Source organism: Zeimonas sediminis (assembly GCF_023721795.1).
GTDB lineage: Bacteria > Pseudomonadota > Gammaproteobacteria > Burkholderiales > Burkholderiaceae_E > Zeimonas > Zeimonas sediminis.
Genome location: NZ_JAMQYE010000001.1, coordinates 1569258 through 1592280, shown reverse-complemented (window position 1 = coordinate 1592280; position 23023 = coordinate 1569258). Strand labels below are relative to the sequence as shown.

The following is a 23023-nucleotide window of genomic DNA, read 5'->3' as shown; positions in this document are numbered from 1 at the left end:
GAAAGTCTTCGGCGGGATCCGGGCCGCGCATTGACCACTGCCGAATTTGGCGCTTAGAATCCTAATGCAGTTTCATTGTTTCATTCAATGAAACATCAACGCGGCGACCGAAAAAGGCGCACGCAGGTGCCGCCGTGCCGGCATCCACAAGAGGAGACGATCATGTTCCAGCTCAAGCGCAGGCTTCCGGTGCTCGTCGCGGCGCTGTCCGCGGCCTCGGTCTTCGGCACCGCATCGGCCCAGGATCCCCAGACCTACAAGATCGGCGCCATCCTCGCGATGAGCGGGCAGGCCAGCTTCTACGGCACCGTGATGAGCCAGGGCATCAAGCAGGCGGTCGACGAGATCAACGCCAAGGGCGGCGTCAACGGCATCAAGCTCGAGGCGGTGATCGAGGACCACAAGTCGGGCAACGCGCAGGAGGCGGTCTCCGCGATGAACCGCCTGATCACGATCAACAAGGTCAAGATCGTGATGACCTCGTTCTCGGCGCCCACGCAGGCGGTCGCACCGCTGGCGGACCAGCACCACATCTTCCTGCTGAACGGCGGGGGCGTGTCGAACAGCCTGGTCGGCGTCTCGAAGTACATGTTCCACAACCGATCGCTGGCCGCCGACCTCGGCCTGGCCGCGGTCGCTCACCTTAAGTCGACCGGCGCGAAGAAGCTCGCGATGCTGCAGTGGAAGAACGACGCCGGCGACAGCGTGGTGCGCGCGACCAGGCCTTACTGGGAGAAGGCGGGCGGTTCGGTGGTCGCGATCGAGGCGGTGCCGCAGGGCGTCACCAACATGGACACGCAGATCGCGAAGATCCGCGCCGCCAACCCCGATGCGATCGCGCTGTGGATGTTCACGCCCGAGGTGGGCCTGGCAGTGAAGCGGATCCGCGACTTCGGCATGAAGCAGCCGATCATCGGCGTCGAGTACACGCAGAACGACGCGAAGATCGCCGGCGCCCAGGGCGAGGGCTACCTGTTCATCAACGACTACTTCCAGCCCTCCGACGACCAGCCGTGGTCCAAGCAGTTCGCCACCGACTACGAGAAACGCTACGGCACCAAGCCCGATTTCTACGCGGCCAACTACTACGAGGGCGTCTACCTGATCGCCGAGCTGCTGAAGCGCGCGAAGGCCAAGGGCGGCGACTACATGGACGCGGAGGTGATGAAGGCCGCGCTGTACGACGACCCGAAGTTCGACAGCGTCTACGGCGGGCAGATGGTGTTCCAGCCGAACGGCGTCGCGCAGAAGCGGGTGGGGCTGTTCAAGGTCGAGGGCGGGGAGAAGAAATTCCAGTCCTTCGTGAAGCCCGACTGATCGAAGCCGGACCGACACGCGCCGCCCTCTACGGCATCGGGAGACCCGATTGGACCTGCTCGCCCAGCTGGTGGTCAACGGCCTGGTCAACGGCAGCCATTACGCGCTGCTCGCGCTGGGCTTCGGACTGATCTTCGGCACCACCCGGGTCGTCCACTTCGCCTACGGCCCGGTCTACGCGCTGTCGGCCTACGGCAGCTGGCTGGCGGCGTCGATGGGCGCGCCGCTCTGGCTGTCGGGAGTCGCCGGCGTCGCCACCGGCGCGATCGCCGGCGTGCTGGCCTACCTGGTCGTGTACCGGCCGTTCGAGAAGCGGGGCAGCACCTCGCTGGTCGTGCTGATCGCGTCGCTTGGGCTGTTCATCCTGCTCGAGAACGCGATCGGCGTGGTGTTCGGCACCGACACCAAGGTGGTGCCGTCCCCGCCCGGCGGCATCTTCCTGTGGGGTCCGCTGGTGGTCACCGGCGTGCAGCTCGCGCAGGTGGCGGCGCTGGCGATCGTGGCCACCGCGGTCGGCGTCTACCTGACCCGCACGCGGATGGGCAAGGCGGTGCTGGCGATGACCGACAACGCCGAGATGGCTAGGATCATCGGCATCGACACGGTCAGGGTCTCTGTGATCGCCTTCGCGCTGGGCTCCGCGATCGCCGCGGTGCCGGCCACGCTGATCCTGGTGAAGGACGGCGCCACCGCGCACATGGGCTTCCTGGCCGTGTTCATGGCCTTCGTGGCGGTCGTGGTCGGCGGCGTCGGCTCGCTGCGCGGGGCGGTCATCGGCGGGCTGGCGCTCGGCCTGATCGAGAGCACCGGCATGGTGAGGATTCCGACCGAGTGGCAGAGCTCGGTCGCCTTCGTCGTGCTGTTCATCGTGCTGCTGTTCCGGCCGCGCGGCCTGTTCGGAGGGCGCTAGTTCATGGACTACGTCCTTCACGTCGCGGTCATGGTGTCGCTCTACGCGATCCTGGCCAGCTCCTTCAACCTGCTGATCGGCTACGCCGGGCTGTTCGCGCTGTCCCACGCGGCCTTCTTCGGCGTGGGCGCCTACGCCACCGCGATCCTCGCGGCCACCTACGGCATCCCGTTTCCGCTGCCGCTGATCGCCGGGATCCTGGTCACCGCCGCGCTCGGCGTGCTGATCGCGCTGCCGGCGCTGCGCATCGGCGGCGACTACCTGGTCATCGTCACGCTGGCGCTGCAGATCATCGTGACCACGGTGCTGCTGAACTGGACCGACATGACCGGCGGCACCGACGGCATCCGGGCCATCCCGCGGATCGAGCTGTTCGGCGTCGCGCTCGATTCGCCGGGCAGCTTCCTGCCGCTCGCGGTGGCCTTCGCGGTGGCCTGCTACGCGATCGCATGGCGGCTCGGCGCCTCCCCCTTCGGTCGCGCGCTGAAGGCGATGCGCGAGAACGAGGCGGCCACGCAGGCGATCGGCAAGAACGTGGTCGCGATGAAGCTCTGGGTGTTCGCGATCGCCGCGGCGCTCGCCTCGGTGGCCGGCTCGCTGTACGCGCACTACGTGACCTTCGTGTCGGCGGAGAGCTTCACGGTCGAGCTCACGATCTACCTGCTCGCGATGGTCATCCTCGGGGGCACCGGCAACCTGGCCGGCTCGCTGGTCGGCGCCGTGGTGCTCGCGGTGCTTCCCGAGCTGCTGAAGTTCGTCGACATGCCCTCGGACATCGCCGACAAGGTCCGGCAGATGATGTACGGGCTGCTGCTGATCGTGATGCTGCGGCTCAGGCCGCAGGGCCTGCTGCCCGAGTCTGCCTCGGCCAGCCACTATCGTGCGCCGCCCGATCGCCCGCCGGTGGCGACCCAGCTGGCCGGTGCCTCGCTCGAGGGCAAGGGGCTGGCCAAGCGCTTCGGCGGCATCGTCGCGGTGTCCGGCGTCGACATCACGATCCCGCCCGGCCGCATCACCGGGCTGATCGGCCCGAACGGCGCCGGCAAGACCACCGCGTTCAACCTGCTCACCGGTTTCCTGCAGCCGAACGAGGGCGAGGTCACGTATCGCGGCCGTTCGCTGAAGGGCCTGAAGCCGCACCAGATCGTGCGCGCCGGCGTGGCGCGCTCGTTCCAGGACCTCAAGCTGTTCACCGGCCTGACCGTGCTCGAGAACGTGCTGGTGGCCCTGCCGGATCAGCGCGGCGACAGGCTGTTCCACGTCTACTTCATGCCGTGGGTGGTCCGCCGCGAGGAGCGCGAGAACCTGGCCCGCGCGATGGCGATCCTCGAGTTCGTGGGGCTGGGCGAACGCGCGGGCGAGCTAGCGTCCGACCTCTCGTACGCCGAGGAGAAGCTGCTCGTGGTCGCGCGCCTGCTGGCCACCGGCGCCGAGGCGCTGCTCTTCGACGAGCCGCTGTCGGGCCTCGCGCCCAACGCGCTGGCCAGGGTGCTGCCGATCTTCCGCAGGCTGGCCGAGTCGGGTCGCACGTTGTGCATCATCGAGCACAACCTCGACGTGATCCGCGAGCTGTGCAGCCACGTCGTGTTCCTCGACGAGGGCCGCAAGCTCGCCGAGGGCACGCCCGAGGAGCTGATGCGCGACCCGGAGCTTTCGGAGCGGTACTTCAAATGAGCGTGTCCCTGAAGGTCAGCGGGCTCGCGGCGGGCTACGGCAAGAAGCGCGTCGTCGACGGCATCGATCTGGAGGTGCCGGCCGGCAGCATCGTGCTGCTGCTCGGGCACAACGGCGCCGGCAAGACCACCTTCGCCCGCGCGCTGTTCGGCCTGCTGCAGCCGCAGGCGGGCCGCGTCTGGCTTGGCGAGCGGGAGATCACCGGCCGCTCGCCGGCGCGCAACGTGGCCGACGGCTTCGCCTTCGTGCCGCAGGGGCACGGGGTGTTCCGCACGCTCAGCGTGGCCGACAACCTGGAGCTCGGCGGTTTCGTCGAGCACGATCGCTCGAAGCTCGACGAGCGCCGCGAGCGGGTGTTCTCGATGTTCCCGATCCTGGCCGAGCGTCGCGCGCAGCTGGCCGGCACCATGTCGGGCGGCCAGCAGCAGATGCTCGCGATCGGCATCGCGCTGATGCACGCGCCGCGCTTCATGCTTCTCGACGAACCCTCGATCGGCCTGGCCCCCAACCTGGTCGACAAGGTGATGCAGAGCGTGGCCGAGATCAACCGCACGATGGGCACCACGATCCTGATCATCGAGCAGAACGTGAAGGCCAGCCTGCCGATCGCGCACCGCGCCGCGGTGTTCAAGACCGGGCAGAAGATCTACGACGGCGATCCCGCGCCGCTCGGCGACCACGTCAGGCTGATGGAGCTTTTCTGAGCGCCGGGCGGGCCGGCGCGGCGAGGGGGATTCGACAGTGAAGAGGAAGGTGCTGGTGGCCGGTGCGTCCGGCCTGGTCGGCTTCGCCGCGATCCGCCATTTCGGTTCCCTGCCCGACTGGGAAGTCGTCGGCGTGTCGCGCCGCCGGCCACCCGGCCTCGACGACGCGGCGCTGGTGTCGGTGGACCTGACCGACCGGGCGCGCTGCGCCGAGGTCTTCGGCGCGATGGCCGACGTCACCCACGTGCTGTACGCGGCGCTGTACGAGAAGGACGAACTCGTGGCCGGCTGGCGCGACCCCGAGCAGATGCGCGTCAACGACGCGATGCTGCGCAACCTGCTCGATCCGCTGCTGCAGGCGGCGCCCCGGCTCGAGCACGTGACGCTGCTGCAGGGCACGAAGGCCTACGGCGTGCACGTCGAGCCGGTGCCGGTGCCGGCCCGCGAGCGCTGGCCGCGGCATCCGCACGAGAACTTCTACTGGCTGCAGGAAGACTACCTGCGCGAGAAGCAGGCCGGCAGTCGCTGGCACTTCACGATCCTGCGGCCGCAGGTGGTCTTCGGCGAGTCGATCGGCAGCGCGATGAACCCGATCCCGGCGATCGGCGTGTACGCGGCGCTGCTGAAGGAAGAGGGCAAGCCGCTGTCCTACCCGGGCGGGGCGCGGCGCATCGTGCAGGCGGTCGACGCCGACCTGCTGGCCCGCGCCTGCGCATGGGCGGCCACCACGCCCGCCTGCCGCAACGAGACCTTCAACATCAACAACGGCGAGGCCTTCGAGTGGGCCACGGTGTGGCCGGCGATCGCCGACGCCTTCGGCATGAAGGTCGGCGATCCGTCGCCGATGTCGCTCGCGCAGGAGATGCCGAAGCGTCAGGCGCAGTGGAGCGCGATCCACCGCAGGCACGGCCTGCAGTCCCCCGAGAGCCTGCGCGACTTCGTCGGGCTGTCCTTCCAGTACGCCGACCGGAACTTCGCCTATGGCGACGCGCTGGCCTCGGTGCCGGCGCTCGCCAGCACGATCAAGGCGCGCCAGGCGGGCTTCCAGGACTGCGTGGACACCGAGGAGATGTTCGTGCGGCTGATCCGGCGCTTCCAGGAGCGCAAGTGGCTGCCGCCGCGCTGAGCCTCTAGACGTACTCGGCGACCTCGACCAGGTTGCCGTCGGGGTCGCGCAGGTAGACCGAGCGGATCGGCCCGAGCGCGCCGCGCCGCGACACCGGCCCGGTGTCGATCGGGATGCCCTCGGCCTTCAGGTGCGCGATGAAGTCGTCGAGCGGCACCGAGGCGATCATGCAGAAGTCTCCGGACCCGATCGTGGGCACGCGCGCCTTGGTCGGCGTCTCGGTGGCCGAGTCCTGCAGGTTGATCTTGAAGCCGCCCATGCGCACCGCGTGGCGGGGCTGGCCCTCGGGCCCGCGGAAGAACTCGCGCTCGAAGCCGAAGGCGCGCTCGTAGAACGCGGTGGTGGCCTCGATGTCGGTCACGGTCAGCACGATGTGGTCGATGCGGTCGATCAGGGCTTGCATGGTCGTCTCGTTCGCTGGAGCGGTGGTCGAAGTGAAGCGCGTCGGCGGCAGTATCGCTCAGCCCTGCCCGAGCGCCTTGCCGAAGAAGTCCTCGCCGCCCATCTGGCCGCCCTTCAGGACGATCTCGAGGCCGTCACGGGACGGGTCCGCGCTCCAGGCGCGGCACAGCGGCGCTCCGGGCACGATCGCGGCCTGCGCGGTCAGCGCCTCGATGCCGAGCGCCGAGGCGACTTCGCCCGAGCTGTCGCCGCCGGCCACGACGATGCGCTTCGGTGAGGCTTCGACCAGGATGCCGCGCATCACGTCCGCCAGGCATTCGCCGACCCCGCGGGCCGCGTCGCCCCGGGACAGGCCGGCGCGCGCCGCGGTCTCGTCGAACCCGGTGACCGCGGGGTCGTCGGGGCCTTCGGCGCTGAACACGATCGCGCTGCGGCCGGCGCGGATTGCGTTCGCGGCCGCGCGCGCCGCGCGCTCGACCTCAGCCGCGCGTGTCGCGCCCGGCAGCGCCCGGCCGAGATCGAGCCGCTCGGTCAGGAAGCCGTGGGCGCGCGCCCAGCGCAGCTGGCTGGCGGTGACCGGCGAGCAGCTTCCGCTGACCGCGCCGATGACCGGCACCGCCTTCGCGGGCGGCAGGCCCGGCGGCTCGGGCAGCCAGCCGCGCGCGCGCCACCAGGCGGCCAGCGCATAGTCCAGGCCCGACGACGAAGCGCTGAAGAGGCCCGCGCCGCGGTTCTCCCAGACGATGCGGCCGGCCTCGGCGAGCGTCTGCTCGTCGGCGACGTCGATGAAGACAACGGGAACCTCGCCACCCGCCGCGCCGCGTGGCGGCCGCGCGTCGCCGCGGCGCAGCTCGAGCATGTCGATCAGCGCGATCGGCCGCGCCGTCTGACTGGCCAGGTGGCGCGTCAGGTCGGCCTCGTGCATCGGCGTGACCGGATGCCGCGACATCGTCGGATGGCGGTCGAGGCGGTACCCGACGCCGCCGGCGACCGCGAACAGGTTGCCGAACACCTGGAGGCGGCCGAGCCGGGGCGCTCCGACCACGCAGGGCGACCAGTCGCCAGGCATGCGAGCCACGCCGAGATCGATCGCCTTGCCGATCGAGCCGATCGCCGGAGAGGAGTCGAAGGTCGAGCAGACCTTGTACTGGAGGATCGGCGCGCCGAGCCGGGCGAGCGCCTCGAAGGCGGCGGGCAGCTCGGCTTCCATCCAGGCGGGGTCGCGCCCGCGCGAGGAGCCGGCCAGACCGACGCAGCGCGCGTCGGGAAAACGCGCCAGCGCCTGCGGCGTGGGCGCTTCGAGGAACAGCACCGTGGGGACGCCTGCGGCGGTCATCGCCTCCAGCGCGTCGGTCGAGCCGGTGAAGTCGTCGCCGTAGTAGGCGAGCAGCAGGCCGTCGCGGCTCACTTCCAGAACCCCAGCGCGGCGCGCAAGGCCTCGTTGCGGCCGGCGCGCGCCTCGAGCGCCTCGCCGTTCATCGCCGCTTCCCAGGCCTCGCGCATCGCCTCGACGCCGGCGGCAACGCCTTGCGGATGGCCGAAGATGCCGCCGCCGGCGGCGTGGATAAGGTCGGCGCAGCCGAGCGCGGCATGGGTGTCGGCGGCCTGCAGGCCGGTCTGGCCCGAGCTGAACACCGGCATCGCGGTCATCGCCGCGTCCGCCCACAGCGGCGCGAGCACCGCGCGCGCTGCCGCGATCACGCTGTCGTCGGGCTCGCTGAACTTGTTGGCCAGGCCGTTCACGTGCATGTGGTCGGCGCCGGCCAGCCGCCAGAGCTTCTGCCATGGCGCGTAGTCCCAGCCGAGCGCCGGCGAGCGGGTCAGCGAGCCCCAGCCGGCGCGATGCGCGTGGATCGGCAGCTGCGAATGGCGGCGCAGCTCGTGCAGGCCGACCAGGCCGACCGAGTTCAGGCAGGCCATCACGCAGGTGCCACCGGCGGCCAGCACGATGTCGTGGCGCCGGCGCATCTGGTCCAGGTCGCCGGTCAGGTTGAACGCCACCATGGCCTTGCGGCCGGTGCGCTCGGCCGCGTCGTTCACGACCGCCATGACCCGCTTCACCCGTTCCTCGAACGGGCAGTGCGGCCCGTCGGCCTGCAGCTCGTCGTCCTTGATGAAGTCGATGCCGCCTTCGACCAGCGCCTTCACCTGCTCCGCGGTCTGCTCCGGGCTAAGGCCCACGCTGGGCTTGACGATCGTGCCGACGAGCGGGCCGCGCGGCACGCCGGCGAGCCTGCGGGTGCCCGCCACGCCGAAGGCCGGGCCCGGGTACGCGTCGGCGAATGCCGGCGGCAGCCGCAAGTCGAGGATCCGCAGGCCGGTGACCGCGCGCAGCTCGAACAGGTTGCCGGCCACGGTGGCCATCAGCATCGGCAGCGAAGCGCCGAAATTCTCGATCGGCCACGACAACTCGAGCAGGCAGCGGGTGTAGTGCGGCGCGCGTACCGGCGTCGGCAGGCTCGGCTCGCGCACCCGTTCGAGCAGCTCGAGCCGCTCGACGCGGGCGCCGGAGCGGTCCTTCAGCTCGGGCGTCTCCATCGGCAGCGCGACGAAGGTGCCGCTCGACTGCTCGCCGGCGATCGTGTCGGCGGCGCGCCGGGGGTCGTCGCCGGTCTCCAGCCAGTAGGTCGCGTGGATGCGTTCGCTCATCGTTTCTCGCGTCTTCGGAAGGGGAGCCGGCGAGTCTGCCGCCGGGACCGCTGTTTGAATGTCATGTACTTGTCTGATAAGCTGACATCATAGCAGCTGCCGGTTCGGGTACCGACGCCCGGCGACCGGCCGCAGCGAGCCAACCAGGAGCAAGCGGATGAACGAACCGACGATCGCGCTGTTCGGCGCGGGCGGAAAGATGGGCCATCGACTGTCGCGCAACCTGCGTGCATCGTCGTACGAAGTGCGGCACGTGGAGCCGAGTCCTGCCGGACGCGAGCGGCTGGAGCGCGAGCTGGGCGTCCGCTGCGTCGACGAGGATGCCGCGCTGGCCGACGCGCAGGTCGTCATCCTGGCGGTGCCGGACACGATCATCGGCAAGCTCGCCGCGGCGATTTCGCCCAAGCTGAAGCCCGGCACGATGGTCGTCACGCTGGACGCGGCCGCGCCGTTCGCGGGACACCTGCCCGACCGGCCGGATCTCGTCTACTTCGTCACGCACCCGTGCCATCCGTCGATCTTCAACGACGACGCGAGCGAGGAAGCGCGGCGCGACCGCTTCGGCGGCCTGGCCGCGCGCCAGTCGATCGTGAACGCGCTGATGCAGGGGCCCGACGAGCACTACGCGGTCGGCGAGGCGATCGCGAAGGTGATCTACGCGCCGGTGCTGAATTCCTACCGCGTATCGGTCGAGCAGATGGCGCTGCTCGAGCCGGGCCTGTCGGAAACGGTCGTCGCCACGCTGCTTGCCACGATGCGCGATGCGATGGACGAGGTGGTGAAGCGCGGCGTGCCGAAGGAGGCGGCGCGCGAGTTCCTGCTCGGGCACATGAACATCCTGGCCGCGGTGATCTTCGAGGAGATCCCCGGCGCGTTCTCCGACGCCTGCAACAAGGCGATCACCTTCGGCAAGCCGCGCCTGCTGCGCGACGACTGGCTGGGCGTGTTCGAGCGCGACGAGATCGCCGAAAGCATCCGGCGCATCACCTGATGACGGCCGCGCCCGAGCCGATCCAGCGGCGCAAGCTCTACCAGGAGGTCTACGAGCGCCTGCTCGAGCGGATCCGCAGGCGCGAGATCCTGCCCGGCGAGCAGCTGCCTTCGGAGCGCGAGCTGATGGACCACTACGGCGTGGGCCGTTCGGCGGTGCGCGAGGCGATGCTCGCGCTGGCGCGCGCCGGCATCGTCGAGGTGAGCCACGGCGAACGCGCCCGGGTGGTGCTGCCCACGGCCGAGTCGCTGGTCGCGCAGGTCGCCGCCGGCGCGCAGCACTTGCTGCGAATGGATCCGGCCTCGCTCGAGCACCTGAAGGAAGTGCGCGAGTTCCTGGAAACGGGCATCGCGCGGATCGCCGCGCAGCGGGCCGATGCGAGCGCGCTCGCGCGGCTCGACGAGGCCCTGGCCGCGCATCGCCGTCTCGCGGAGGTTCGAGGGCGCCTTGCCCAAGGCCCCGCGAGCTTCGTCGACGGCGATCGCGAGTTCCACGTCGCGATCGCGGCGATGACCGGCAACCCGATCTTCCCTGCCATCGTCGACGCGATGTTCCGCTGGCTCAGTGGCCACCACCGCGCGCTGGTGCGCGCGCCCGGCGCCGAGTCGCTGACGCTGCGCGAGCACGACGAGATCCGGGATGCGATCGCGAGCGGCGACCCGCGGGCCGCCGAGGACGCGATGCGCCGGCACCTTGCGCGAGCGAACGCGTTGTACGGGGAGCTGCTGCGCGAAGAGCCCGTCGCGCTCAGTTCTCGTCGCTCGGCCAGAGCGCCCGGCCGTGAGCCAGGTCGTTCACGCGCGCAACGAAAGGCGCGGCTGCGTCCTCCGGCAGGCTGAACTCCAGCTCCACAAGCTCGCCGTGCAGCACCGCGTCGAGCGAGGCACCGGCCTGCTCCAGCTCGCGCCGCACCATGCCTTCCAGCGCGTACGGCACCCGGCAGCGAAGCGCCCGCCTGCGCACGATCGGCACCTTCGTGGCGCCGAGCAGCGCCTGCGCGACCGTGTCGGTATAGGCGCGAACCAGCCCGCCCGCGCCGAGCTTCACGCCGCCGAAGTAGCGCACCACGGTGGCCAGCACGCCGTCGAGGTCCTGGTGGCGCAGCACGTCGAGCATCGGCCTGCCCGCGGTGCCGGATGGCTCGCCGTCGTCGACCGCCGCCGAATGGCCGGCCGCCAGCAAGGCCCAGCAGACGTGCGCCGCGCCCGGGTGCCCGGCGCGCAGCGCCTCGACGACCTTCAGCGCGCCTGCGCGATCGGCCATCGGCTGCACGCAGCCGATGAAGCGGCTCTTCCTGACGATCAGTTCGCTGTGGGCCGGGGCGGCGAGGGTGACGGGCATGCCGGCGTCAGAGCACCTCGTGCACCGAGTAGACCGGCCCGGAGGGCTCGCGGCGGCCGACGCCGATCGCGAGGATCCGGTTCAGCCAGCCGTACTTCTCGGACGCGGTCTCGAACGTGGGCGCGATGCGGAAGTAGTAGCGCTTCGGATCGACTGCCTCGCCGGCGGCCAGTCGCGCCATCACGTCGGCCGGGCCGTGCCGCAGGCCGCGATAGCTCATGTAGATCGAGGCGCCGTCGTCGGTGCGCAGCGTGAGCCGCACGTCGAGCAGCGTGGTGCCGTCGGCCAGCTGCAGCAGCCAGTCGCCGGCCGGCGCGCCGATCACTTCGCCGCGCAGGCGCTCGCCCTCGAAGCTGCCGCCGGAAACCACCGCGATGCGCCGGCGGCCGAGCGGAGTCTGGCCGAGATCCTGGATCTCGGGAACCTGGATGCGGATCTCGAAAAGGGGACGGGTGTCGATCATCGGTGGGCTCGCCGGAAGTGCCGCCGCAGGGCGGGAACCGGCCGAGCTTACAGGATCGCGGCTTCAGGCGGCCTCGAGCGCCAGCGCGGCGGCCAGCATGGTCGCGAGCAGGGCCGCCGCCCGGTTCAGGCCAAGGGCGAGCCGGCTCTCCACCGTGCGGAAGAGGGCGGCACCGGCCGCGACCGATGCCAGCGTCGCGCCCAGCATCCCGAGCGCGTTGATCCAGACGCCGTCGGGAAAGAGCAGGCTCCAGGTCGCGTTGAAGGCGATCAGGACGCCGTAGTGGATCACGAAGATCGAATAGGAGCGCTGGCCGAGCCAGGCCAGCGCGTCGCATCTCGGCCAGCTCGCCAGCCAGCCGCGGCGGTCGGCGACTGCGACCAGCAGCGCGGTAGCCAGCGCGACCGCGATCGGCTTGCGGAATTCCTGCCAGAGCGCCGCGGCTCCGAGCACGACGAGCGCGGCGAGCGCGAGCCGGCGGAACCGCGAACGCGCGGCCCAGAACGCGAGCATGCCCAGGCCGTAGGCGCCGAAGAAATAGACGGCGTAGTTCTCGTACGCGGGATTGCCGTTGAACAGGAAGAGCGAGGCGCCCGCGAGCAGCGCGACGGCCGCCGGGAAGGCTGCAGCCGTCGCGCCCGGCAGCCGCGCCGCCAGTGCGGCCAGCAAGGCCGTGGCCACGAAGAGCTGGAAGTCCATCGCCACGTACCAGACGCCCGCCGACAGCGCCTCGAATCCGAGGACGTCCTGCAGCAGCAGGGCGTGCGCCGCGAACTGGGGCAGGGTGGGCGGGGCCGACAGGGAATCGTGGCCGAACCATGGCCGCACGAGGGCCGTGACGAGCGCCGCGATCGCGACCGCGAAGGCCAGCGGAGGCGCGAGCCGCCGATAGCGCTTCCACGCCAGGCTCAGCGGCTCCCTGACCGCGGGCCGGCCGTCGGGCGCGAGCGTCGCGGCGACCAGCCAGCCAGCCAGCACCAGGAAGACCTGAACCGCCAGCCGGGCACGGTCGTAGAGCCAGTCGAAAAGCGGCTGCGCCACGCCGGCGACCGCGTCCGACATCGGCCCGTAGACCGCCAGGTGGTGGAGCACGATCGCGATGCAGCCAAGGGCCTTCATGGCGTCGATCAGGGGCAGGCGCGAGGCGGCCATTCGGGTGCGCTCCGGGGAAGCCGAGAACGGGCCCCGGACGCAGAAACGCCCTGCGAAAGGCAGGGCGCGGCGTGCGGGGTGGGCAAGCTTACCGCGGCGGCGGACAATAGTGGACTGCCCGGCGATCGGGGCTCGGGGAGGTCGCGCGTCGTGTAGGATTTCCGCGACGGGGTGCGCATCGCGGCGGCTCGGTGCCCGCCTCGACCCCCCCTCGTGCAACATCCCCGAACTCGTCGTGCGAATTCCGTCCCCGGGGCATCCGGCCTGGTTCCTGCTCATCGCCTGGCTCATCCTCGGCGCGCCTGCCGTCGCGCAGGAGTCGAGCCTGTTCGCGCCCGATCCGGTCGGCAGCCTGATCATCGTCGGTGGTGGCGACACGCCCATGACGGTGCAACAGCGGTTCGTCGCGCTCGCTGGTGGGCCGGGCCAGGCGCGGATCGCCGTCCTCCCGATGGCAAGCCTCAAGTCCGACGAAGAAGCCAGGGAAGTCGTCGACGACTTGCGAAGGCTCGGTGCCGAGGCGCAACTCGTGGACCTCGGGCCGGGCGAAGCGAACAGCGACTCGACGGCGAGATTCCTGGAGGGGTTCAGCGGCTACTGGTTTTCGGGCGGAGACCAGTCCCGCCTGTCGGGCCTGCTGCTCGGGACAAAGGCGCTCGCGAGCATCGAGCGGCGCTACAAGCAGGGTTCGGTGGTCGGAGGCACCTCGGCGGGCGCCGCCGTGATGACGAGCCTGATGCTCACGGGCAATTGGCGAAAGCCGCGGAATCCGGAGGAGGAAGAGATCGTCAACATCGCCCGCGGCATGCAGGAGATTTCCAAGGGCTTCGGCTTCTTCAAGGGGGCGATCGTCGACCAGCACTTCATGCATCGCGCCCGGTACAACCGCCTGATCAGCGCGGTGCTCGATCATCCCCAATTGATCGGGGTCGGCATCGACGAGGAGACCGCGTTGCTGGTGCGCGCCGACGGGACGTGGGAAGTGCTGGGCAATTACTACGTGAAGATCTTCGATGCCCGCAGGGCGCGCATCGTCGAGGACGAAGGCCCGATGGCCAGGGCGAGCGACATCCGGATGCACGTGCTGCCTGGCGGAAGCACTTTCGACCCTAAGCGACGAAGGGTGGCTTTCCCGGACGGCTGAGTGCGCCGGCGGGCCGTCCCGCGGAGCGGCCCTTGCCGGGATAGCGGGCCTTGCTACCATCTACGTTGCGGTTCGATGCCGCGGCGCTTGTCGCCCGCGGGCCGCCACAGTGAGACCGGCAGGGCGAATGACAGGGGGGCTCCGGATGACTTCCAGATTTCTCGGCCGCCGCTTGGCTGGGCTCGCCTTCGCGTTCCTGCTCGCGCACGCGATTCACGCGCAGGCAGAGGATCTTGCGCTGGAGTTGGTCGCCGATGGCCTGACCGCCCCGGTCGAGTTCGTCGAGCCGGCCGACGGAAGCGGGCGCAGGCTCATCGTCCAGCAGGACGGCGTCGTGCGGGTGCTTCAGCGCGACGGGCGGCTTGCGCCAGAGCCCTTCCTCGATCTGCGCCCGGCCATGCTGAAGCTCGAGCAGGACTTCGAGGAACGCGGGCTGCTGGGCTTCGCGCTGCATCCCGAATTCAGGCGCAACGGCCGGGTGTTCGTCAGCTATTCGGCGCCGCTGCGCGCCGGCGCGCCCCGCAACTGGAACCACACCCGGCGAGTCTCCGAGTTCAGCACGCCTGCCGGCGATCTGTCCCACATCGATCCGGCTTCAGAGCGCGTGCTGATGGAGCTCGACTGGCCGAGCCGCAAGCACAACGGCGGCGGGCTCGCGTTCGGCCCCGACGGCCTGCTCTACATCGGCCTGGGCGACAGCGGCGCCTCGCACGGGATCGGCAAGCAGGTGCGCTGGCAGGCCTTCGACGTGCCCCGCGAGGCCCTGACATGGGACCATCTGGCGCAGGACACCGAATCGCTGTACGGCAAGATCCTGCGCATCGACGTCGACCGGGGGTTCCCGGGCTACGCGATTCCGGCCGGCAATCCGTTCGCGAAGGGCGGAGGACGGCCGGAGATCTGGGCCTGGGGCTTTCGCAACCCGTACCGGATCGCCTTCGATCGCGGGGACGGCAGCTTCTACGTGACCGCGGTCGCGGAAACCCTGTGGGAGGCCGCGTATCGCGTCGAGGGGCCGGGCAACTTCGGCTGGCCGCTGATGGAAGGCACCCACTGCGTCGATCGCTTGAAGCCCCGGCAGCCGCCGCAATCGTGCCCGTCGCGCGACGCGAGCGGCCGGCCGATCCTGATGCCGGTGCTCGAGTACCCGAACATGCAGGCCTCGCACCCGGACACGAAGCTCGGGATCCGCGGCGTGGGCACCGCGATCACCGGGGCGCGCATCTACCGGGGGAGCGCAATCCCGGAGCTGAGGGGCAGGTTGCTGTTCACCGACTGGAGCGCCGATTTCCGCAAGCCGAGCGGGCAGGTCTTCGTCGCGCAGCCCGGCGACGGGAAGGGAAAGCCGTGGCCCTACCGGCGCCTGCAGGTGATCGACAGCCGGATCATCGGCCTGGCCGAGGATCGGAGCGGCGAACTCTACCTGCTGACGAACGAGACCTTCGGGCCGTACGGGAGCACCGGCAAGGTGTTCCGGGTGGTGTCGCCCAGGAATTGAGCGGGCCGGATCCGGCCACGCGCAGGCCGCCGATCACCGCGTCAGGCAAGGGCGCGCGAACAAAGAGCGCGGATGAACAAAAAGGGCCCGACCTTGCGGCCGAGCCCTTGAAATTTGGTGGGTCGTGCAGGATTCGAACCTGCGACCAACGGATTAAAAGTCCGCTGCTCTACCAGCTGAGCTAACGACCCGGTTTTCCGTTCGGCGCGCTCTGCGGCGCGTCATCAGGAAAGCTCGCGATTCTATCTCCTGTTCCAGGGGCGGTCAAATCGAGGGCTCAGCCCATCCTTTCGATTCGCCACATCTGGTACTTCAGCCCGACCACCGCGCCGGCCACGATCGCGGCCACGGCCACGAAGGAGCCGAGCGCCAGCGTCGACAGGCCGCTGATGCCCTGGCCGACGGTGCAGCCCAGCGCGGTGACCCCGCCCGCGCCCATCAGCAGGCCGCCGACCAGGTGGTTCGCGGTGTCCTCGGTGCCGCGGAAGCCTTCCCAGCGGAACTGGCGTGTGAGCAGCGCCCACAGGCAGGAGCCGGCGATCATGCCGGCCACCGCGGCGATGCCCACGGTCACGATCCGGCTCGTGTCGCTCCAGAACAGCAGCAACTCCAGGCTGAACGCGATCGGCGCGACGAAGGTGAAGGATTCGGCGCGGCCGGTGTTGGTGGCGACGAATGCCTCCTGGAGGGTGTCGGGGTGCTCTGCCACGTAGCCCAGGTGACCGGACACGTACCACAGGCCGACCACGGCCAGGCCGGTGCCGAAGCCGCCGATCAGCGCATCGGGCTCGCGCGCCTCGCGGCTGGCCAGGCTCCAGGCGACCAGGCCCCCGCCGATGACCGCGGCCAGCGCGATCCTCAGCGTATCGAGCATGCCTGCGTTGCCGCCCGACAGCAGCCGGGGCAGGTCCTGGCCCGGCGCGATCGCGACGGCCACCGGGTCCAGCAGGTTGACCCGCCAAACGCCGGTCAGGCCGCGCAGCGTCATGTAGGCCGCCAGCCCCATCGCCAGGAAAACGACCAGCGACTTCAGCGAGCCGCCGCCGATCCGGACCAGCGTCTTGCTGCCGCAGCCCGAGGCCAGCACCATGCCGAAGCCGAACAGCAGGCCGCCGACGGCGTAGGACAGCCAGGTGAAGCTGGAGCCGGTGTAGATGGTCTTGGCCGGGTCGACGAGCCCGGCGACGGCCAGCAACTGCAGGCCCAGGATGGACACGCCGATCGCGGCCGCCCACATTCGCATCCGGGTCCAGTCGCCCATGTTCACGATGTCGGCGACCGCGCCCATCGTGCAGAAGTTGCTGCGGTTCATGAGCGCGCCGAGCAGCAGGGCGAGCGCGAAGGTGGCCCAGACCACGGTGCTCTGCACGGCGGCGATGTCGATGTCGGGCATGGCGGGCGACGGGCCTCTCAGCCCGGCTGGTAACGGGTGGGGTCGGGAAGGCCGGCCGCCGCGAAACCCTCGCGTCGGATCCGGCAGGAATCGCAGCGTCCGCAGGCCCGGCCGGCATGGTCGGCCTGGTAGCAGCTGACCGTCTGCGAGAAATCCACGCCGAGCAGCGCGCCCTGCCGGATGATCTCGGCCTTGGACAACCGGATGATCGGCGCGTGCACGTGCAGCGCGCGGCCCTCGACCGCGGACTTGGTGGCCAGGTTGGCCATGCGCTCGAAGGCCTCGACGTATTCGGGCCTGCAGTCCGGGTAGCCGGAGTAGTCGACCGCGTTGGCGCCGAAGAAGATGTCGTCGGCGCCGAGCACCTCGGCCCAGCCCAGCGCGATCGACAGCATGATCGTGTTGCGGGCCGGCACGTAGGTGACCGGGATCGACGCGGTCGGGCCGGACGGTGCGGGCGCGTCGGCCTCGGGCACCGGGATCGAGGCGTCGGTTAGGGCCGAGCCACCGAAGCGGGACAGGTCGACCTCGGCGATCACGTGGCGCGTTGCGCCGAGCATGCCGGCCACGCGGACGGCGGCGTCGAGCTCGGCCCGGTGCCGCTGGCCGTAGTCGACCGACAGCGCGTAGCACTCGAAGCCGCGCGAGCGGGCGATCGCCAGCACGGTCGCGGAGTCCAGCCCGCCGGACAGCAGCACGACCGCGCGCGCAGCGCCGCTCGTCCGGGAGGCTTCCATCAGCGCCCCAGCGTGGCGATCCGGTCGCGGGCCAGCTGGGCGGCCGGGCTCTGCGGGTGCCTGTCGATCAGCGACTGCAGCGTCTTGCGGGCGCCCGCGCGGTCGCCGCTCTCGGCCTGCGCATAGCCGATGTTCAGCAGCGCGTCGGGCACCCGCGGGTTCTGCGGGAACTTGGAGACCAGCGCCTCGTGGCTGGCGATCGCCCCCTTGTAGTCCTTCAGCGCGAACTGGCTGCTGCCGATCCAGAAATGGACGGCTGGCGAGTAGGCGCTGTCGGGATACTGGCCCTGGAACTGGTTGAACGCGACCAGCGCCGACTTGAAGTCGCCGGCGCGGAACAGCGCGAGCGCGGCCTCGAAGGCCTTCCGCTCGGTCTGGTCGACCGTGGCCTTGCGGCCGTCGATCTCGACCTCGACCGGCTCGAAGCGGCGGATCCGGTTGTCGACGGTGGCGAGCTGCTCGCGCAGCTGGCGCTGCGTGACCGCGAGCTCGTGCGCCTGCACCTCGATCTGGCCGCGCAGCTTGCTGATCTCCTGCCTGAGCTGGTCGGCCTGCGACTGGTTGTCGAGCTGCGCGTTGGACAGGCGGCTCACCAGGTCGGCGAGCTGGGCCTCGATCTTGGCGAGCCGCTGGTCGGTCGTCTCCTGGTACTGCTGGACGCGGCCGCGCAGGTCGAGGATCGCCTTGCGGGCCTCGTCGTCGCCGAACAGCGCGTGCGCCGGCGAGGCGCCGGCGATCAACGCCAGCGCCAGCGCGCCTTGGGCCAGGGCCGCCCTCATCACTGGTACACCAGGTCGGCGCGGCGGTTCTCGGCCCACGAGGCTTCGTCGGAGCCGGTGGCGCGCGGGCGCTCCTCACCCAGGCTCACCGCTTCCATCTGGCCTTCGGAGACCCCCAGAACCGCGAGGGCCCGTCGCACGGCCTCGGCCCGCTTCTGGCCCAGCGCCAGGTTGTACTCGCGGCTGCCGCGCTCGTCGGTGTTGCCCTGGATCAGCACCCGACGGCCCTGGTTCGACGTGAGGTAGCGGGCGTGCGCGTCGATGGTGCCGCGGTATTCGTCGCGGATCGCGAAGCTGTCGAAGTCGAAGTAGATGCTGCGACGGGACAGCGGGCTGGCCGGATCGTTCAGCGGGTCCTTGTCCCCGAGGGTGACCTGCTGCACGCCGCGCGAGCCGGCGCCCGAGGCGTCGGCTCCGGTGCCGGCCTGGCCGGCATCTCCGGTGCGGCTCTCGACCGGCGCCGCTCCCTGGGCGGTGTCCTCGAGCTTGACGCCCGAGCTGCAGGCGGACAGGAGCGCGGCGGTCAGGCCGGCGATAAGGAGCTTGGTCGTGGCGTTCATCTTTTCCTCGGTGTTCGGTGGTGATCGGGTGGGCGGATCGGCCGCATTCAGTTCGAGAACGGACCCCAGGTCGGCTCGCGGATGTCGCCGGCATTCGACGTCAGGCGCTGGCGCACGCGGCCGTCGACACTGGCCGCGACCAGCGAGTCCCGGCCGCCAGCCTGCGTTGCGTACATGATCCATCTGCCGTTGGGGGCGAAGCTCGGCGACTCCTCGCGGCCGCCTTCGGAAAGCACCCTTTCGGCGCCGGACGCCAGGTCGCGGACCACGACGAGGAACTTCCCGTCGCGCCGCGACACGTAGGCGAGCGAGCGGCCGTCGGGGCTGATCCGAGGGCTGACGTTGTAGGTCGCGCTGAAGGTAACGCGCGAGGCATCGCCTCCGCTGACAGGCATGCGGTATATCTGCGGCGAACCGCCGCGGTCGGAGGTGAAGTAGAGCGCGCTGCCGTCGGGCGTGAACACCGGCTCGGTGTCGATGCTGGTGGACGTGGTCAGGCGCTTGGGCGGCGCGCTGCCGTCGGACGGGATCAGGTAGATCTGCGACAGGCCGTCGATCGTGAGCGCGACCGCCAGCGTGCGGCCGTCGGGCGACCAGGCCGGCGCGCTGTTGCTGCCCTTGAAGTTGGCGACCGCCTTGCGCTGCCCGGTGGCCAGCGTGTGCACGTAGACGACCGGCTTCTTGCTCTCGAAGGACACGTAGGCGAGCCGGGAACCGTCGCGGGACCAGCTCGGCGAGATGATCGGCTCGGGCGAGTTCAGCGGCGTGACCACGTTCTCGCCGTCCCAGTCGGCGATGCTCAGCTTGTAGCGGCTGCCCTGCTTCGACACGAACGCGATCCGCGTGGAGAAGATGCCCTTCTCGCCGGTGAGCTTCTCGTAGACCCAGTCGGCGATACGGTGCGCGCCGTAGCGCAGGTCGGCCTCGGCCACGACCAGCGATTCGCCGCCCAGCGTGGTCTGGCGCACGGCGTCGCTGAGCCGGTAGCGGATGTCGTAGCGGCCGTCGGCCAGCCGCGCGACCGAGCCGGTGAGCACCGCGTCGGCGCCGCGCCGGCGCATGTCGACGAAGTCGATCTGCGCGGTGTCGGACATCGCGGCGGCCTGCTCGATGATGCGGAACGCGCCGCTGCGCTGCAGGTCGCCGCGCACGACCTCGGACACGTCTTGCGGAACCCTGCCGTCGGTGGCGAAGCGGGCGATCGCGATCGGGTACTGCGTCGCGCCGACCCCGGAAACGTCGATCCGCATCTGGGCCGATGCGGCGAACGGAAGCAGCAGTGCGCCAAGCAGCGCGAGGACGAGATGCCTCATGGAACTCCTCGTGAAGGGCGAATCAGGATTCTATACGGTCAGCGATCGTCGCGTGGGCCGCGGGAAATCTCGAGCTCCTTCGGGCAGCTGCCGTCGGCCTGCTTCGGCAGCGGACTGGTGCGCTCGATGCCGCGCTGCGCGGCGGCATCCCAGGCCGGCACGCCGCTCGAGCGCTTCAGCTTGACCGAGGTGATCGTGCAGTCGGCGCCCACCGTCACGACGAACACCGCCTTCGGGTTGCCTTGCAGGTCGGGCGGGACCTGGTAGGTCGTGTTCGAGCGCAGCATCGACGACAATCGCGCCACGTAGCCGGAGTCGGTGCCGCCTCCGCCGCCGGCCGCCGCGCCGGAGCCCGCCGTGCCCGAGGCGCTGCCTTCGGTGCCGCCGGCCTTGGCCATCAGGCTGTCCAGGTACTCCTGCCGGCGCTTCTCGGCGGCGGCCTCGCGTTTCGCCTTCTCCTCGGCTTCGCGCTTCGCCTTGGCTTCGGCCTCGCGCTTCGCCTTCTCCTCGGCTTCGCGCTTCGCCTTGGCTTCGGCCTCGCGCTTCGCCTTCGCTTCGGCTTCGCGTTTCGCCTTGGCTTCGGCCTCGCGCTTCGCCTTCTCCTCGGCCTCGCGCTTCGCTTTCGCCTCGGCTTCCCGCTTTGCCTTTTCCTCGGCCTCGCGCTTCGCCTTGGCTTCGGCTTCCCGTTTCGCCTTCTCCTCGGCCTCGCGTTTCGCTTTCGCCTCGGCTTCCCGCTTCGCCTTTTCCTCGGCGTCGCGCTTCGCCTTCTCCTCGGCCAGGCGCTTCTCTTCCTCCAGGCGCTTCTGCTCGGCCAGGCGCTTCTGCTCGGCCAGGCGCGCCTCCTCGGCGAGTCGCTCCTGCTCGCGCTTGCGCTCTTCCTCGCGCTTCTTCTCGAGCGCGATCTCCGGATCCGGCGCCTCGGGCGCCTTGACCGGCGGCGGGGGCGGCGGAGGCGGTGGCGGGGGCGGTGGCGTGGGCTCGGGCGGCGTGGGCTGGGGCACCAGCTTGGGCTCGGGAACCGGCTTGGGCTCTACCTTGGCGACCTGCTGAGGCGGCGGGGGCACCCACAATTCGGCCGAGACTGCCGGCGGCGACTGCGTCTGCCAGCGGATGCCGACGAAGAGCATGGCGAACAGCAGCCCGTGCATCGCCAGCGCCAGCGCGAATGCCCGCAGCCGGCCGCGAGCGGTCGGCGGCTTGCGCCTGGCAGGGGGGCGAGGGCGGACGAGCTTGTTGCCGAATCTCATGGACGACTGCGACGCTGCGCGAACCGCGTCAGTTGCCCGGCTTGACCATCAGCGCGACCCGCGCGATGTTCATCCGTTGCAGGTCGCCGAGGACCTCGATCACCCGCTCGTAGCGGACCGCCCGGTCGCCGCTGATGACGACCGGCATCGCCTCGCCGTGCTCCGCGAGCAGCGCCCGCACCGAGGACTCGAGATCGGCGCGCGCCACCTGTCGCTCGGACGGGTCGCCGGTGTTGCCGGTGCGCACGCGCATCGTGCCGTCCGCGAAGACCTGCACCTCGATGTACTTGTCGGTCTTGGCCGCGCTTCGACCGGCGCGCGGCAGGTCGATCGCCCCGGGCGGCACCAGCGGCGCGGTGACCATGAAGATCACCAGCAGCACCAGCATCACGTCGATGTAGGGCACGACGTTGATGTCGTTGACCATCCGGCGGTTGCGGCCGCCGCGCGAACGGGAAGCGAGGGCGGGCATGGCTTACTTGGCCTGTCGTTGCAGGATGTTCGAGAACTCCTCGATGAAGCTGTCGAAGCGGCTCGACAGCCGGTCGAGGTCGTGAGCGAACCGGTTGTAGGCGACCACCGCAGGGATCGCCGCGAACAGGCCGATCGCGGTGGCCACCAGCGCCTCGGCGATGCCGGGGGCGACTGCCGCCAGCGTGGCCTGCTGCACGTTCGCCAGGCCGCGGAACGAGTTCATGATCCCCCAGACCGTGCCGAACAGGCCGATGTAGGGGCTGACCGAGCCGGCCGAGGCCAGGAAGGCGAGGCTCGATTCGAGCGCGTCCATCTCGCGCTGGAAGGTCGCCCGCATCGCCCGGCGCGAGCCGTCGAGCATCGCCTGCACGTCGCCGGGCTTCTGCTGGCGCGTCTTCAGGAACTCGCTCATGCCGGCCTCGAAGATCCTCGCCATGGCGCCGCGATCGGCCGAGTCGTGCCGCACCTGCTGGTAAAGCGACCCGAGGTCGCGGTCGCTCCAGAAGTCGTCCTCGAACGAGTCGGTCGCCCGGCGGGCGGCGCGGATCGTGAACGACTTGCGGAAGATGATCGTCCAGGAGCCGATCGAGATCGTCACCAGGCCGGCCATCACCAGTTGGACCAGCAGGCTGGCCTGCATGACCAGCGACAGGATCGAGAGTTCGGCGTTCATTCGTCGTTCGGCAGGAGGTTGGGTCGGGCGCCGCGCGCCAGCGCGCGTTCGGCGAGGTCTCGGGGAATGGCCGTGGGCCGGCCGCTGGCCAGGTGCACCGCCGCGATCCGCAGCGTGGCGCCTACCAGCATCTCGGTCTCGCCGGGGCGCCTGGCATGCTGCGCGAGCGTCCAGCTGGCACGCCTGGCATCGACCAGCCTGACGTCGACGAGCAGTTCCTCGTCGAGGCGGGCGGGACGGCGGTAATCGATGGACATGTCGCGCACGACGAAGCCGACACCGGTCTCGGCGAGCATCCTGGAATGCTCGACGCCGAGCGCGCGCAGCCAGTCGGTGCGCGCGCGCTCGAACCAGCGCAGCCAGTTCGCGTGGTAGACGATGCCCCCGGCGTCGGTGTCCTCGTAGTAGACGCGCACCCGCAGCGTGAAGTCGGGGGCGGCCCTCGAGGCGTTGGCAGCGGCAGTCACGGGGCGGAT

Annotated in this window: 24 protein-coding genes and 1 tRNA gene; 9 read left to right on the top strand and 16 right to left on the bottom strand. The window is 70.4% G+C overall.

Annotation, left to right across the window (positions count from 1 at the left end):
• Positions 1–162 precede the first annotated feature (162 nt).
• The 5 genes from M6I34_RS07420 to M6I34_RS07400 are packed head-to-tail and all read left to right on the top strand — an operon-like array spanning position 163 to position 5731.
• Positions 163–1317 (top strand): ABC transporter substrate-binding protein, encoded by a 1155-nt coding sequence (locus M6I34_RS07420; protein ID WP_272485053.1) that lies wholly within the window; start codon positions 163–165, stop codon positions 1315–1317.
• A gap of 49 nt (positions 1318–1366) precedes the next feature.
• Positions 1367–2227: a branched-chain amino acid ABC transporter permease gene (locus tag M6I34_RS07415; protein WP_272485052.1), complete on the top strand. Its 861-nt coding sequence runs from the start codon at positions 1367–1369 to the stop codon at positions 2225–2227.
• A 3-nt stretch (positions 2228–2230) separates the two neighbouring features.
• Entirely contained in the window at positions 2231–3901 is a 1671-nt protein-coding gene (locus M6I34_RS07410) for a branched-chain amino acid ABC transporter ATP-binding protein/permease (RefSeq protein ID WP_272485051.1), read from the top strand.
• Positions 3898–4605 carry an ABC transporter ATP-binding protein gene (locus tag M6I34_RS07405; protein ID WP_272485050.1) on the top strand — a complete coding sequence of 236 codons (708 nt, stop codon included), beginning with the start codon at positions 3898–3900 and terminating at the stop codon, positions 4603–4605. Before M6I34_RS07410 ends, M6I34_RS07405 begins: the two co-directional genes overlap by 4 nt.
• A 37-nt stretch (positions 4606–4642) precedes the next feature.
• Positions 4643–5731, top strand: a complete 1089-nt coding sequence (locus tag M6I34_RS07400; RefSeq protein WP_272485049.1) for an SDR family oxidoreductase — start codon at positions 4643–4645, stop codon at positions 5729–5731.
• A 4-nt stretch (positions 5732–5735) separates the two neighbouring features.
• Here the strand turns inward: M6I34_RS07400 and M6I34_RS07395 are convergent, their stop codons facing one another.
• Genes M6I34_RS07395 through M6I34_RS07385 form a run of 3 tightly spaced genes read right to left on the bottom strand, consistent with a single transcriptional unit; the run spans position 5736 to position 8782 of the window.
• The gene (locus M6I34_RS07395) at positions 5736–6134 is read right to left on the bottom strand and encodes a VOC family protein (protein ID WP_336254468.1); all 399 of its coding nucleotides are present in this window, start codon (positions 6132–6134) and stop codon (positions 5736–5738) included.
• A gap of 57 nt (positions 6135–6191) precedes the next feature.
• Entirely contained in the window at positions 6192–7541 is a 1350-nt protein-coding gene (oiaK, locus tag M6I34_RS07390; RefSeq protein ID WP_418953499.1) for a 3-oxo-isoapionate kinase OiaK, read from the bottom strand.
• The gene (locus M6I34_RS07385) at positions 7538–8782 is read right to left on the bottom strand and encodes a ribulose-bisphosphate carboxylase large subunit family protein (RefSeq protein ID WP_272485048.1); all 1245 of its coding nucleotides are present in this window, start codon (positions 8780–8782) and stop codon (positions 7538–7540) included. Before M6I34_RS07385 ends, oiaK begins: the two co-directional genes overlap by 4 nt.
• A gap of 157 nt (positions 8783–8939) precedes the next feature.
• Between M6I34_RS07385 and M6I34_RS07380 the strand changes: the two genes are divergently transcribed.
• Positions 8940–9773 (top strand): phosphogluconate dehydrogenase C-terminal domain-containing protein, encoded by an 834-nt coding sequence (locus tag M6I34_RS07380; protein ID WP_272485047.1) that lies wholly within the window; start codon positions 8940–8942, stop codon positions 9771–9773.
• The gene (gene nanR / locus M6I34_RS07375) at positions 9773–10612 is read left to right on the top strand and encodes a transcriptional regulator NanR (protein WP_272485046.1); all 840 of its coding nucleotides are present in this window, start codon (positions 9773–9775) and stop codon (positions 10610–10612) included. Before M6I34_RS07380 ends, nanR begins: the two co-directional genes overlap by 1 nt.
• Here nanR and M6I34_RS07370 read toward each other — a convergent pair.
• The 3 genes from M6I34_RS07370 to M6I34_RS07360 all read right to left on the bottom strand — a co-directional run bounded on the left by M6I34_RS07370 (position 10521) and on the right by M6I34_RS07360 (position 12729).
• Entirely contained in the window at positions 10521–11114 is a 594-nt protein-coding gene (locus tag M6I34_RS07370; protein ID WP_272485045.1) for an IMPACT family protein, read from the bottom strand. The two genes, nanR and M6I34_RS07370, sit on opposite strands and share 92 nt — an antisense overlap.
• A gap of 7 nt (positions 11115–11121) precedes the next feature.
• A complete protein-coding gene (locus M6I34_RS07365) occupies positions 11122–11577 on the bottom strand; it encodes a DUF3237 domain-containing protein (RefSeq protein ID WP_272485044.1) in 456 nt (151 codons plus the stop codon).
• Positions 11578–11640: 63 nt separating this feature from the next.
• On the bottom strand, positions 11641–12729 hold the full coding sequence (locus M6I34_RS07360; protein WP_272485043.1) for an acyltransferase family protein: 1089 nt from the start codon (positions 12727–12729) through the stop codon (positions 11641–11643).
• A gap of 235 nt (positions 12730–12964) precedes the next feature.
• On the opposite strand from M6I34_RS07360, the gene M6I34_RS07355 reads away from it, so the two are divergent.
• Together M6I34_RS07355 and M6I34_RS07350 are read left to right on the top strand one after the other, a co-directional pair.
• A complete protein-coding gene (locus tag M6I34_RS07355; protein WP_272485042.1) occupies positions 12965–13873 on the top strand; it encodes a cyanophycinase in 909 nt (302 codons plus the stop codon).
• Between the two features lie 145 nt (positions 13874–14018).
• Positions 14019–15371, top strand: a complete 1353-nt coding sequence (locus M6I34_RS07350) for a PQQ-dependent sugar dehydrogenase (protein WP_272485041.1) — start codon at positions 14019–14021, stop codon at positions 15369–15371.
• A 115-nt stretch (positions 15372–15486) separates the two neighbouring features.
• Here M6I34_RS07350 and M6I34_RS07345 read toward each other — a convergent pair.
• From M6I34_RS07345 to ybgC, 10 genes are all read right to left on the bottom strand, one after another.
• A tRNA-Lys gene (locus M6I34_RS07345) sits at positions 15487–15562 on the bottom strand.
• 86 nt (positions 15563–15648) lie between these two features.
• Positions 15649–16764, bottom strand: a complete 1116-nt coding sequence (locus M6I34_RS07340) for a YeeE/YedE family protein (protein ID WP_272485040.1) — start codon at positions 16762–16764, stop codon at positions 15649–15651.
• Between the two features lie 17 nt (positions 16765–16781).
• Positions 16782–17501 carry a 7-cyano-7-deazaguanine synthase QueC gene (queC, locus tag M6I34_RS07335; protein WP_272485039.1) on the bottom strand — a complete coding sequence of 240 codons (720 nt, stop codon included), beginning with the start codon at positions 17499–17501 and terminating at the stop codon, positions 16782–16784.
• Positions 17501–18280 (bottom strand): tol-pal system protein YbgF, encoded by a 780-nt coding sequence (gene ybgF / locus M6I34_RS07330; RefSeq protein WP_272485038.1) that lies wholly within the window; start codon positions 18278–18280, stop codon positions 17501–17503. The genes queC and ybgF overlap by 1 nt, the downstream gene beginning before the upstream one ends.
• On the bottom strand, positions 18280–18840 hold the full coding sequence (gene pal / locus M6I34_RS07325; RefSeq protein ID WP_272485037.1) for a peptidoglycan-associated lipoprotein Pal: 561 nt from the start codon (positions 18838–18840) through the stop codon (positions 18280–18282). Before pal ends, ybgF begins: the two co-directional genes overlap by 1 nt.
• Positions 18841–18887: 47 nt before the next feature.
• Positions 18888–20153 carry a Tol-Pal system beta propeller repeat protein TolB gene (gene tolB / locus M6I34_RS07320; protein ID WP_272485036.1) on the bottom strand — a complete coding sequence of 422 codons (1266 nt, stop codon included), beginning with the start codon at positions 20151–20153 and terminating at the stop codon, positions 18888–18890.
• A gap of 38 nt (positions 20154–20191) precedes the next feature.
• Positions 20192–21400 carry a cell envelope integrity protein TolA gene (gene tolA, locus M6I34_RS07315; RefSeq protein ID WP_272485035.1) on the bottom strand — a complete coding sequence of 403 codons (1209 nt, stop codon included), beginning with the start codon at positions 21398–21400 and terminating at the stop codon, positions 20192–20194.
• A gap of 28 nt (positions 21401–21428) precedes the next feature.
• Positions 21429–21872: a biopolymer transporter ExbD gene (locus M6I34_RS07310; protein ID WP_272485034.1), complete on the bottom strand. Its 444-nt coding sequence runs from the start codon at positions 21870–21872 to the stop codon at positions 21429–21431.
• Between the two features lie 3 nt (positions 21873–21875).
• On the bottom strand, positions 21876–22547 hold the full coding sequence (gene tolQ, locus M6I34_RS07305) for a protein TolQ (RefSeq protein ID WP_272485033.1): 672 nt from the start codon (positions 22545–22547) through the stop codon (positions 21876–21878).
• Positions 22544–23023 carry a tol-pal system-associated acyl-CoA thioesterase gene (gene ybgC, locus M6I34_RS07300; RefSeq protein ID WP_418953541.1) on the bottom strand — a complete coding sequence of 160 codons (480 nt, stop codon included), beginning with the start codon at positions 23021–23023 and terminating at the stop codon, positions 22544–22546. The genes tolQ and ybgC overlap by 4 nt, the downstream gene beginning before the upstream one ends.